A 13,801-nucleotide genomic window follows, 5' to 3' on the forward strand; every position below is an offset into this window, starting at 1 on the left:
TAGAGCCCGAACTGCTCGAACTCCTCGCTGACGTCCTGGCTTTGGGCCATGAGGTGGCCTGGGGCATCGACCTGGCCGACGGCGCCGCCGCCCTGGCCATCGCGCTCCTGCTCAATCACGACCAGCCGGTGCACTACCTCTCCGGCCGGGCCATCCATCGTGCCTCCGAGAGCTATCGCGGCGAAGGCAAGACCGATGCCAAGGACGCCGCCGTCATTGCCGACCAGGTCCGCGTCCGACGCGACCTGCACCCCGTACGCACCAATGACGACACGATCACCGACCTCAAGTTCCTCACCGGTCGGCGTATGGACCTGGTCGCCGACCGCACCCGCACCGTCAACCGCCTCCGCGCTCACCTCACAGCCATCTTCCCCGGCCTGGAACGGGCGCTGGATCTCATCAACACCGGCCCGCTCACGTTACTGAACCTCTTTCATCCTGTGTCGTGGGGATGAAATGGGCTGGTCAGGTGCGGTGACGTGGCGAAGCCCCTCGTCGTTGGTGTGGTGATCTCACTCAACACGCCGACGGCCGGGGGGCTTCGTTGGTTCCGTATCCTTCCATGCTCGATGTCCCGTACGAGCTGGTCGAGCATGTCTCCTGGCTCATCTACACCCGAAGGCATGAACTTCGCACGCGCTGGCGGAAGTTGAGCTGCTTCAAGCAAGCCCTGCTGACACTGGCTCATCTGCGGAAGAACGAGACGTTGGCACAAGTCGGTGCCGGGTTCGGGGTGTCGGAGGCGACGGCCTGGCGCTACGTCGACGAGACACTCGATGTCCTGGCCTCCTGGGCGCCGGGTCTGCACGAGGCCCTCGTCGGGCTGGGCGAAGGAGACTTCGTCATCGTCGACGGCACGCTCATCCCGACCGACCGCGTCAAAGCAGATGAGCCGTACTACTCACAGAAGCACAAGCAGCACGGCATGAATGTCCAGGTCGTCGCACGCCCGGACGGCACCCCGCTGTGGTTCTCCCGCGCGACACCGGGCCGCACGCACGACCTGACCGCGGCCCGCGCGCACGGAATCGTCCAAGCCTGCCTGACCCGGCAGATCCTGGTCCTCGCCGACCGGGCCTACCAGGGTGCCGGCGCCACCGTCCGCACCCCGTACTACCACCACAGCGAACAGCCCGAGCACTACCAGCAGTTCAACCGGGACCACGCCAGGCTGCGGGCTCCGGGGGAACGTGCCTTCGCCCAGCTGAAGTCCTGGCGGCTGCTCCGGCGAGCCCGATGTTCAACCCGCCGTATCGGCACCATCGTCCAAGCCATCCACACACTCATGACCTGCGACTATTCAGGATGAAAGAGGTTCACTGACGGGATACCAGACCCCGGCCGCCCTTCGCCGGCTCGGCGTGAAGCGCCTGGCCACCTGGCTCCGCAACCGCAAGGTCCTCCGTGCCAACCAGCTCGCCGAGACTGCCCTGCTGGCCGCCGAACGCCAGCACGCCAGCCTGCCCGGCGAGAAGCTGACCGCCGAACTGGTACGCACGCTGGCGACGGAGGTGATCAGCCTCACCCAGCAGATCACCGAGCTCGACAAGGCCATCGAAGCCCGGTTCCGGCAGCACCACACCTTCGACGTGGTCACCAGCATGCCCGGCCTGGGAGTCATTCTCGGAGCCGAGTTTCTGGCCGCCACCGACGGGGACATGACCGTCTTCGGCACCGCCGACCGCCTCGCCGGCTTCGGCGGCGTAGCGCCAGTACCCCGCGACTCAGGGAAGATCAGCGGCAACCTACGCCGCCCCCGGCGCTACAACCGCAGACTCCAACGTGTCTTCTACATCTCGGCGCTGTTCAGCATCCGGTACTGCGAGAACTCTCGCCGGCTCTACGACCGCAAACGCGCCGAGGGCAAGCGCCACATCCAAGCCGTCCTCGCCCTCGCCCGACGACGCGTCAACGTCCTGTGGGCCCTCCTGCGTGACGGACGGCGCTACGAACCGGCGCCTCCACCGCCACTTGTGGCTTGACAGACAGCATTAGGAATCGGTGGTCAACTCGAAGAAGCTCACGCAAGCAATTTCAACAGGGAGCTGCAGCGCAGGCGACGGGGCAGGGGCCCGATTTGGTGTCGGCGACGGGTGGATCTTGACTGAGCCCGCTACGAGCCCGGCTCGAATTGCGTCAGCGATGGCATGGGTCCGTCCCGCAGCCCCACGGCGCGGGCAGGCCCTGCGAACCACGAATTCTGGTGGTGCTGCTGCGGGGTAGTCCCGACCTGGGTAGATGTCACCGCACTGCAAGCGGCAGCCGATCTCTGCCCGACGTACCACCGGTTGGCAGGGAAGACGGCACAGGTACACGGTGGAGCTTGGCCACCTGGTCGATGATCAGGAGTTTCCCCATCGACGGCTACCAGTCCAACCAGGGCTACCTATCGGCGAGATGGAGCCAGGTCAACGTGATACCCGACACTCTTGACCTTGATGATCGGTCAACACATGATCCTCACAGCTCTTTGTAAGAAAAGGTTAAGAAAACGGGTGGGGTGTGGTTTCACAACAACGGCGGCACAACTGGCGCCAGTCGGTGCGGAATGGGGCGATAGCCGTCGCGCTCCTGGCGTGTGCGGTTCCGGTGGCCGGGGCGACTCCGGCTCTCGCCGATGACAAGCCGGTCTCGGCAACGGCTGACAGGACTCCGGAGTCGCAGGCGAGTTCCCTCGCTGCCAAGACCGGCGACCGGGTGATCGTGGATGCGGCGACCACTGAGTCGTCCCAGGTGTTCGCCAACCCGGACGGCACCTTCACCCAGGAGATGAACGCGGCCCCGGTCCGCGCCCGCAAGGACGACGGCACCTGGGCCCCCATCGACACCGCCCTCGTGCGCGAAGCCGACGGCTCTGTGCGGGCGAAGAACACCACGACCGGTATTGCCTTCTCGGGCGGCGGCAGCGGCGACGGGCTGGTCACGCTGAAGGACGAGGGGCACGCGCTACGGCTCGGCTGGCCCACCGCGCTCCCCGAGCCCCGGCTCGACGGCGCCAGCGCCACCTACGTCGGTGTCCTCCCGGACGTGGACCTGAAGTTGACCGCGCTGGACTCGGGCTACACCTCGGTGCTCGTGGTCAAGACCGCGGAAGCGGCGAAGAACCCGGCGCTCGCGACGATCAGGATGACCGTGTCGGGCAGTGGCCTGGACATCGCCCCGACAGCGGACGGCGGATTCGTCGCGCGTGACAACGATGGCACCCCGGTCTTCGAGAGCCCGGCTGGGCGGATGTGGGACTCGGCCGGTGACACCCCGGCCGCCGACGTCACCACTCAGCTCTCCCGCGTGGCCACTTCGGCAGCAGCCGAAACCCCGGAGCCGGAGCCGACGGACGAGACCCCCCTGCCCGCTGCCGGCGGCGAGCCGACCCCTTCGGCGGGCCCCGGAAGCGGCGACACGGCGGCCGAACTCCCGCTCAAGGTCGTCGGCTCGACCCTGGAGATCACGCCCGATCCGGCGCTGCTCCACGGCAAGGACACCGTCTTCCCGCTCTACATCGACCCGCCGACCAAGGGCATCGTGCTGGGTGACTGGACGGCGCTGGCCTCCAACGGCACCAAGTACTGGGAGTTCGACGGGGACAAGGGCGTGGGCCGGTGCTCCAACTACGCCGGCTACCTCTGCTCCAACACCCCGTACACCCAGCGCATGTACTTCGAGTACCCGCTTTCGTCGATCCACGGCAAGAAGGTCCTGGACGCGACGATGGAGGTCTACCAGCTCTGGACGTTCAGCTGTGACCCGCACTGGTACGACCTGAGTCATGTCACCAAGGGCATCTCCTCCAGCACCACGTGGTCGACCCGCCCCACAGCGGACGACCTGATGGGCGACCGGAACGTGGCTTACGGGCGGGGCAGCCTGTGCAGTCCGTCACAGCCGGCGAACTGGGTGCGCTTCAGCGACAACGTGGCCGATGAACCCAACGAGAACCTGACGACCACGCTGGCCTCCGCCGCCACCGACAAGGATCCTCAGATCACCTTCTCGCTGACCGCGCACGACGAGTCGGACGCCGGCGCGTGGGCGCGGTTCCGCAACGACGCGAAGCTGTCGGTGACCTACGTGTCCTACCCGGGCAAGCCGACTTCGTACGGCGTGCAACAGGGCACCACCGGACGTGCCTGCAACGCATCCTCACTGCCTTTCGCCACCAGCGTCACCACGCCGAAGATGCTGGCCACGGTGCAGTCGGCCGATGGCTCCAATGCCCAGCTGCGGGCCCTGTTCGAGGTGTGGAAGGCCGACGGCTCCAGCCGTGCCTGGTACGCGGCCTCGCCGGACGGCGCCTGGGTGGCGGACAACGCGTCGCGCAACGCATCGTCCAGTGCGCTGCCGGCGCAGACGGACTACCGGATGCGGGTCAAGACGCAGGCGTACTACAAGACGGACCGGGGCGTCACGGGTGTCCTGGACTCCTCCTGGTCGTCCTGGTGCTACTTCCGGGTCGACACCGATTCCCCGCCGCCTCCGGTGGTGACCAGCGCGGACGGCGTCTACAAGCCGGCCGAGACCGATCCCGCCGCAGGCGGGGTAGGCATACCGGGCCAGTTCACTTTCACTCCCGCGGACACCAACCCCACCACGGCCGGCATCCAGTCGGACGTCGTCAGCTACAAGTGGAAGCTGAACAGCGGCGCGGTCTCTGCTCCGATCCCCGTCGCCAAGGGCGCCGCCACCACCCAGACGATCACACCGAACCAGGCAGGTGAGAACACCATCCAGGTCTGGGGCTTCGACGCGGCAAGCCACAGCTCGAACACCGGCTACTACAGCTTCCAGGTGAAGGGTGCCGAACAGCCCTCGGGGATCTGGCATCTGGACAACGGCCTCACCGACTCGACCACCGCGACCCAGCACCCGCTGACCTCCTCGGGGGCCACCTGGGACACCCTGGCCCGCAGCGGCTCCGGCGCGGCGAAGCTGAACGGCACAACCGCGTACCTCTCCACCTCCGGCGCGGTGCTGGACACCACCAAGTCCTTCACTGTCTCGGCCTGGGCCCGTCTGACGAAGAAGGACGTCAACTACACCGTCCTGACCCAGGCGGGCACGAACGCCTCCGGGTTCCAGCTGTACTACTCGACGGCCTACAACGCCTGGGTCTTCAACCGGCACCAGACCGATGTCGCCAGTCCGGTCCTCACTCGCTCGATAGGCGGTAAACCGCCAGTCCTGAACGCCTGGACTCATCTCGCCGGTGTCTACGACGCGGCGGCGCAGACGATCCAGCTCTACGTCAACGGTGTCGCGCAGGGCGAGCCGGTGACGTTCCCCGTGACCCCGTGGAAGGCGTCCGGCGGACTTCAGATCGGCCGGCTGCTGGCTTCGGGTACCGGCAAGGAGAACTTCGCCGGCACCATCGACGAGGTCAAGGTCTGGTCCCGCGCACTCGCGGACACCGAACTCGCCCACGACGCCTGGCTGGAGGACGAGGATCTGAGCGACGGCACCGCCGGCGATCCGGTCCCCGCACTCGTTGCCAAGTGGGACGCAACGGACATGGCCAACGCGACCGGCACCACGGTGAAGGACACCAGCGGCTTCGGCCGGAACCTCACCCTCAACGGCGCCGCGCTCACCCAGTTCACCACCGGCGACCCGGACATCGGCGAGGAGGTGACGACCACGCAGGCGATGACCCTGAACGGCAGCACCGCGTACGCCACCGCCACCGGACCGGTCGTGGACGACGCCGGATCGTTCACCGCGACCGCCTGGGTGACGCTGGACCCCGCCAAGCTCGCCGACACCACCAAGTCGTACGCGGTGCAGGTGTTCGGCCAGTCGGGAACGAGCCAGTCCGCCTGGGGCGTCTGGTACGAGCAGCCGGCAGGCAGCGCTCAAGGACGGTGGACGTTCGGCCGCCCCGACAAGGACGGCACCGGAGCGGCCTGGACCACGAGCGAGTCCACCGCCTTCACCACAGCCCAGCTCGGCGTCCCGGTCATGCTGACGGTCGTCTACGACGCCCAGTCGGCAGCCGACGCCGATGACACCTCCAAGCTCGGCGCGCTCAAGCTCTACGTCGACAGCGCCCTGATGGGCGACGAGGACGGCGTGCCGTACTTCGGCCCCTGGCAGGGCGGCGGCGCGTTCGAGATCGGCCGGGCGAAGATCAACGGCGCCGCCGCGCGCTACTTCCCCGGAAGCATCGACAGCGTCCGCGTCTGGGCCGGAGCCACCTCCACCGACACCATCGCCAACCGGCGCAACACCGAGCAGCACTAGGAGCGAGGGGGGACGGAGCGGGTCCGTTGCCCGCCCCGTCCCACCCTGTCTTCTTCCGCTCTTTCCGTGCCGCGCCCAACGCTGCGCAGGTCTGCGCGGACACGCGATCGAGATCCGGCGACTCGGGCTCCGACGACGCCGCCCGAGCGCTTCCTGCCCATTTCCCTTTCCGAAAACGGGACATCACCGTGCCTTCAACACCCTTCCACACACGCTTGTCAGGGGCGGTCGTACGCCGCTGGCTCAGCCGTGGCGCACTCGTCACCTCTCTCGCTCTCCTGCCACAAGTCGTGGCTGCCCCGGGCTTCGACTCTGCCGCGCAGGCCCAGTCCCAGACTGTCCGTAAGCCGCTGGAGGACCGGCCCGAGCCGAAGACCGACAAGGTGGGCGTGCTCAAACCCGGCACGTCCAAAGCACCCAAGGACAAGGCCGCGTCGGCATCCCGCGAAACCCGTGAGCGCCTGAAGAAGGCCACCTGGCCGAAGCCTGGAAGCGCCACCACCTCGGTCGCCTCGACCGGCAAGGCCGCTGTCACCGTCGGCGGGCTCGGCATGACGCTGGCCCAGGAACCTGCCACCTCGGCGGCCAAGTCGGCGAAGACCAGGAAGAACGCGAAGGCCACCGGCCCGGCCGAAAAGGTGGCGCTCAGCCTTCGCTCCGAGTCGGCCGGGAAGAAGGCGGGCGTCAACGGCGTCCTGCTCACCGTCGACCCGGCGGGAGCCGCATCCGAGGACTTCCCCGGCGACAGCGACAAACTCCGGCTCTCCCTTAACTACTCCTCTTTCAGCGATGTCTACGGCGGCAACTTCGGCCCCCGCCTGCGCCTGGTGACGCTCCCGGCATGCGCGCTGACCACCCCGCAGAAGAAGGCGTGCCGCACCCAGACCCCGGTGACGGGCGCGGACAACGACACCAAGTCCCAGACCCTGACCGGCACGCTCCCCGCCAGCGCGCTGAAAGCCGGCACCCCGATGCTCCTGGCGGCGGCTGCTGACAGCTCCGGCGGCGGGGGCGACTACGCATCCACACCGCTGTCCCCTACCGCGACCTGGGAGGCCGGCGGCAGCACGGGTGACTTCACCTGGAACTACCCGCTGCGAGTTCCTCCGGCGACGGCCGGCCCGGCCCCCAGCCTGTCGATCTCCTACAACTCCGCCTCGGTGGACGGCCGCACAGCCGGGGAGAACAACCAGACCTCGGTAATTGGCGAAGGCTTCTCGATGACCGAGTCCTTCATCGAGCGCAAGTACGCCTCCTGCAGGGACGACGGCCAGTCCGGCAAGGGCGACCTGTGCTGGAAGTACGCCAACGCCACCCTTGTTCTCAACGGCAAGGCCGTGGAACTGGTCAACACCTGCGCCGACAAGACCGCCTGCGACACCGCGGCCCTGTCCCAGGCATCCGGCGGCACCTGGAAGCTGAAGAACGAGGACGGCACCCGCGTCGAGCACCTCACTGGAGCCACCGGCAACGGCGACGACAACACCGAGTACTGGAAGGTCACGGACGCCTCCGGCAACCAGTACTTCTTCGGCAAGCACCGGCTGCCCGGCTGGAGCGACAACGGCACCGCCGCCGACGACCCGGTCACCAACTCCGTATGGACCGTGCCGGTCTTCGGCGACGACTCCGGCGAGCCCTGCTACAAGTCCACCGGCTTCGCCGACTCCTCCTGCAACCAGGCGTGGCGCTGGAACCTGGACTACGTCGTGGACACCCACGGCAACGCCTCCACGTACTGGTACAGCACGGAGACGAACTACTACTCCAAGAACGCCGACACCGCCGTCAACGGCACCGGCTACACCAGGGGCGGCTACCTCAACCGTATCGACTACGGCCTGCGCAGCGACCTGATCTACTCCAAGCCCGCCGCCCAGCAGGTCCGCTTCACCTACGCCGAGCGCTGCGTCGTCTCGGGCGGCTGCTCCAGCCTGACCAAGGACACCAAGGCCAACTGGCCCGACGTGCCCTACGACATGATCTGCGCCGGCGGCACCAAGTGCACCACCCAGATCGGCCCGGCTTTCTTCACCCGCAAGCGCCTCACCGACATCACCACCTCGGTGTGGACCGGCAGCGGCACCACCCAACGGGACGTCGACACCTGGCACTTGGACCAGAGCTTCCCCGACACCGGCGACGCCTCCTCGGCGAGCCTGTGGCTGAAGTCCATCCAGAACACCGGCAAGGCCAACACCACCGCGGCCGCCATGCCGCCGGTCACCTTCGGCGGTATGCAGCTGTCCAACCACGTAGAGGGCAGCGGCGCGGACACTCTGCGCTACATCAAGTGGCGCGTACGCACCATCAAGTCCGAGACCGGGTCGACCCTCACCGTCAACTACTCCGACCCGGACTGCATCTGGGGCACCAGCATGCCGGCGGACGTCGACAAGAACACCCGCCGCTGCTACCCGGTGAAGTGGTCCCAGTCCGGGGCGACCCCGGTCACCGACTGGTTCCACAAGTACGTCGTCACTTCCGTCTTCCAGGACGACCCCTACGGCCACGGTGACACCGGCGAGAAGTACTACGACTACCAGGGCGGCGCCGGCTGGGGCTACGCCGACGACGAGGGCCTGACCAAGGCCTCCAACCGCACATGGTCGCAGTGGCGCGGCTACGGCAAGGTCGTCGAGACCGCCGGCGACTCCGAGGGCCCGCGTTCGAAGAAGTCCACCCTCTACATGCGCGGCCTCAACGGAGAGAAGGAACTCGACGGCACCGCGCGGGTGGAGAAGGTCACCGACTCCACCGGTACAGCGGTCGACGACGCCCGTCAGTACGCCGGCTTCGTCCGCGAGACCATCGTCTACAACGGCACCGAAGAACTCAGCGGCACCATCAACACCCCCTGGTCCCACAAGACCGGCAGCCACACCTACAGCTGGGGCACCACCGACGCCTGGATCGTCCAGGCAGGCGAGACCGCTACCCGCACCAAGACCTCCACCGGCACCCGCACGGTCACACAGAAGACCACGTACGACCCCACGTACGGCATGCCGATGACCGTCGAGGACAGCGGCGACACCGCCAAGACCGGCGACGAGACGTGTGTGAAGACCAGCTATGCCCGCAACACCACGGCCTGGCTGGTGAACACGGTCTCGCGCACCGAGACCTATGCGGTGCCCTGCGCAACCACGCCGGCCGTGCCCGACGACGTCATCTCCGACATCACCACGGCCTACGACAGCCAGGCGGTCGGCGTGGCCCCCACCAAGGGTGAAATCACCTCCTCCTACCGGGTCGCGAGCTACGACCCGGTGACCAAGGCACCCGTCTACCAGCAGGTCTCCGCCTCCACCTATGACAAGCTGGGCCGCCCGCTCACCGCGACGAACGCCCTCAACCAGACGGTCACGACCACCTACCTCCCCGACGACACCGGCTATGGTCCGCTGACGTCCAAGACCACCGTCTCTCCGTCCCCCAAGCTCTTCACCTCCACCACCGAGGTTGATCCCGCCTGGGGCGTGGCCACCAAGACCACCGACCCCAACGGCAATGTCACCGAGTGGTCCTTCGATGCTCTCGGACGTCTGAAGTCGGTCTGGAAGCCGGACCGTTCGCGCACGCTTGGCGACGCCGCGAGCATCGTCTACGCGTACAGCATCAACAACGACAAGGAGACCTGGGTCCGCACCGACGCCCTCAAGGCGGACGGACAGACCTACAACAGCTCGTACGAGATCTTCGACGGCCTGCTGCGCTCCCGACAGAAGCAGGTCCCCGCGCCGAACGGCGGCCGGGTGATCTCCGAGACCCTCTACGACGACCGCGGCCTGGCTTACATGTCCAACGCCCAGGTCAACGACAACAACGCCCCGTCGGCCACCCTGGCGAACACTTTCCAAGGATCCGTCCCGGCTTCCTCCGAGACGGTCTTCGACGGCGCCGGGCGCGCCACGGAATCGATATTCCGGGTCTACGACCAGGAGAAGTGGCGCACCAAGACCGACAACCAGGGCGACCGCACCGCCGTCACCGCCGCCGCAGGGGGCACCGGCACCCTGACGATCACCGACGCCCGCGGCCGGGTCACCGAGCGTCGCGAGTACGGCGGCCCCGCCCCCACGGGCAGCGACTACACGCGCACGCTGTACGAATACACCGCTGGCGGGCAGCTCAAGAAGCTGACGGGCCCGGACGGGGCTGTGTGGACGTATGGCTACGACCTGCGCGGCCGTAAGACCATCTCGACCGACCCGGACAAGGGCAGGGTCGACACCACCTACAACGACGCCGACCAGCCGCTGACGGTCACCTCCACCCTCAAGGGTGCCTCCCGCACCCTGATCTCCGACTACGACGAACTCGGCCGCACGACCGGCACCTGGGACGGCACGAAGGACAACGCCCACCAACTGACCAAGTTCACCTACGACACCCTGGCTAAGGGACAGCCGACCGCCGCGATCCGCTACGTCGGCGGCACCGCCGGCAAGATCTACTCCCAGGTCGCCACCGGCTACGACGCGCTGGGCCGTCCCAAGGGCACCAAGACCGTCATCGCCGCCTCCGACCCGCTGGTCGTCGCCGGCGCGCCGCAGACCTTCACCACCTCCACCACCTACAACATTGACGGCACCGTCCAGTCCACCTCGATGCCCGCAGCGGCCGGCCTGCCCGCCGAGACCGTCACCAACAGCTACAACAGCCTCGGCCTGCTCACCGGCACCGACGGCATGACCGACTACGTCCAGAACATCGGCTACTCCCCGTACGGCGAGATCGAGGAGACCCGCCTGGGCACCTCCACCGGCGCCAAGCAACTCCAGATCCTCAACCAGTACGAGGACGGCACCCGCCGCCTGGCCAACACCCACACGGTCGACCAGACCAACACCGGCTACACCAGCGACGTCGACTACGTCTACGACGCCACCGGCAACGTCAAGTCGGTCACCGACAACGCAAACGGCAAGGACACCCAGTGCTTCGCCTACGACGGCTACCGCCGTGTCACCGAGGCGTGGACCCCGTCGTCCAACGACTGCGCCACCGCCCGATCGGCATCCGCGCTCGGCGGCCCGGCTCCGTACTGGACCAGCTGGACCTACAAGCCCGGCGGCTTGCGCGACACCCAGATCGAGCACAAGTCCGCCGGTAACACCACCACGGCGTACGGCTACCCCGCCGTCAACGCCTCCGGAGCCGGCCAGCCGCACACGATGACGTCCGTCACGGTCGGCACCGCAGCGGCCAAGTTGTACGAGTACGACGACCAGGGCAACACCACCAAGCGGTACGGCCCCACGGGTACCGCGCAGAGCCTCGACTGGGACATCGAAGGAGAGCTCACCCGCCTCACCGAAGGCACCAAGACCACCGACTACCTGTACGACGCCAACGGCGAGCTCCTGATTCGACGCGGCCCGGCGAAGACCGTGCTCTACCTGGCCGGTCAGGAACTCAACTACGACACGGTCGCGAAGAAGTTCACCGCCCAGCGCTACTACCCGGCGGGCGACGCAACCGCGGTCCGCACTGAGGCCGGCCTGTCCTGGATGGTCGACGACCACCACGGCACGGCTTCGATGACGGTGGACGCCACGACCCAGGCCATCACCCGCCGCTACACCAAGCCCTTCGGTGAGGCACGAGGCACCGCACCGTCAACCTGGCCCGACGACAAGGGCTTCCTCGGCAAACCCGCCGATGTAGACACAGGCCTCACCCATGTCGGTGCCCGTGACTACGACCCGGTCACCGGGCGCTTCCTCTCCGTCGACCCTGTCCTGGCCACGGAGGACCACGAGTCCCTCAACGGCTACGCCTACGCCAACAACACCCCCGTGACCAAGTCCGACCCGACGGGCCTGCGGCCGATAACGGACTGCGAGCGCGGGTGCAGCGACGGCAAGGGCGGCACCTACCGGGAATGGGCGACCCCGAGCGCCAATGGGTGGGTCTTCCACTCCACCAAGACCTACAGCCAGACCTTCCAGTACCAGAAGGCGGGCGGCGGCACCGGATCGGGCACCATGACGGTCACCGTCCGAACGGACGCGGGCCACAAGTCGGCACAGATCGTGTTCAAGAAGGGTCCAGACCCGAAGCCCCAGGAAAAAGAAGGATGGACGTGCAGATCCTGCTGGGCCATGGGAACCAACCCCAACTACGACCCGAACGCCGACGACCTGCCTGACACAGGCAAGCTCGCAACGTGGCAGAAGGTAGTTCTGGGAGCCGTCACAGCCGTGGCAGCAGCTGTGGTCTTGGCCCCGGTGGCTGTCGCCGTGGGCGAGGGGTGCCTGGCCACGGCTCCGGTCTGTGCCGCGGAAATCGCGGAAATGGCGACTGGCGGTGCGTCCGGCGGCAGCCTGACAGCAGGTGCGGGTGCCGGAGCCTCCTTCACCTGGGCTGGCAGCAAGGTCCGGTACAGCGAGACGGCGACGGCCATCGGCGACGACGCAAACACGATCCAGAATTTCATGCGGTCGACCGGTGCCAAGGGTCACGACGTGATTGTCCACGGCGACGAGGCGGGTAACTTCCGTGTAGATGGCCTCATTACTCACCCCGAGCAGATAGCCCAGCTGGTCCGAGAGAACGTGCATTACCGGGGAGGCCCTATTCAGATCGTCTCCTGCCATGCCGCCTGCGGTTCCGCCGAGGAGCTCGCGGAGGCCCTGGGCGTGAAGGTCACCGGCGCCAGCAAGCATCAGGTTGACCTCGATCCGCTCGCTGGCACCGTAAGGGAGTGGCCCGACGGACCACAAGGCGCTCCGGTTCCCTGGGGGGCACGATGACACGTAGAATGAGGACAGAAATAACGTGATGTAACCTCGAATTCGGCGGGGAGACCGATCTCGGTCTCCCCGCCGAATATGAATGCACCTACGGTCTGGAAAACTTCTATGACGAACATCGCCCCTCTGGGGATTTTCGGCAGGATTGCGAGTCAATCCGCCTTCTCGGAAAACTCTGATGAGCTCCGGCAGAGGATAGGCGCGATTCCCGTCGGAGAGCGGGCGAAGATTTCCGAATACCTCCGCTCCGGTACGCCCGTCATCGCCCTGATGGGATTCTCTGAGGACGTTTTGGGTAACAAGTTCTCCCGTTCCGGCGGTACCGCCATCATGAGCGACGGCAGGTTCTTCTGGAGGTTCGATGCGGCTGATTATGTCGAACACTACGGGATCGAATTGCCGGCGGAGTTCCTATCTTATGGCGCAGCCCGGCAGTGGGTCCCGCCGGTCCTGTCCCGTGAAGAAGTCGCGGCCGTCGATCACCGACTGGGCGAACTGAGGAGATCCGGGACCCTGTGACACCGGGGGAGCGCTGGAGGCGTCCCAGAGATCAACTGCGATGACGGGCATTTCTCCCCGAAGGCCGCCGGACGGATGGTTCAGGCCCCGCAGATCCGGAAGCACGCAGCGACCGGCCCCCAGCGGGGCTCCGGCCGCGATGTGTGTCCAGCGTAGAGTGACCCGCGAGATTCCGAAGGGGGCATCAACGCTGTGGAAAGCTGCTTTGCGGTCCCGAAAGCAGCAGTTGCCTACAGAAGCCCGGGCGGTCGGCTACTGACGGAGCCGTTTCAGAGAGGCCACTG

3 protein-coding genes and 3 pseudogenes are annotated in these 13,801 nt (G+C 67.0%); all 6 read left to right on the forward strand.

The window, feature by feature from the left end; all coding sequences use genetic code 11:
- Window positions 1–428: pseudogene (locus R6V09_RS29770) on the forward strand (IS110 family transposase); the annotation flags it as partial.
- Window positions 429–506: 78 nt separating this feature from the next.
- Window positions 507–1,312, forward strand: a pseudogene (locus tag R6V09_RS29775) (transposase family protein).
- A gap of 10 nt (window positions 1,313–1,322) precedes the next feature.
- Window positions 1,323–1,985 (forward strand): annotated as a pseudogene (locus R6V09_RS29780) (transposase); the annotation flags it as partial.
- A 715-nt stretch (window positions 1,986–2,700) separates the two neighbouring features.
- Window positions 2,701–6,237 carry a LamG domain-containing protein gene (locus R6V09_RS29785; RefSeq protein ID WP_317884551.1) on the forward strand — a complete coding sequence of 1,179 codons (3,537 nt, stop codon included), beginning with the start codon at window positions 2,701–2,703 and terminating at the stop codon, window positions 6,235–6,237.
- Window positions 6,238–6,527: 290 nt separating this feature from the next.
- Window positions 6,528–12,998, forward strand: coding sequence for an RHS repeat domain-containing protein (locus R6V09_RS29790; protein ID WP_317884549.1), 6,471 nt, complete (start codon window positions 6,528–6,530; stop codon window positions 12,996–12,998).
- Window positions 12,999–13,106: 108 nt separating this feature from the next.
- Window positions 13,107–13,517: a hypothetical protein gene (locus R6V09_RS29795; RefSeq protein ID WP_317884550.1), complete on the forward strand. Its 411-nt coding sequence runs from the start codon at window positions 13,107–13,109 to the stop codon at window positions 13,515–13,517.
- Window positions 13,518–13,801 lie beyond the last annotated feature (284 nt).

Source organism: Streptomyces sp. W16, assembly GCF_033194735.1.
GTDB lineage: Bacteria > Actinomycetota > Actinomycetes > Streptomycetales > Streptomycetaceae > Streptomyces.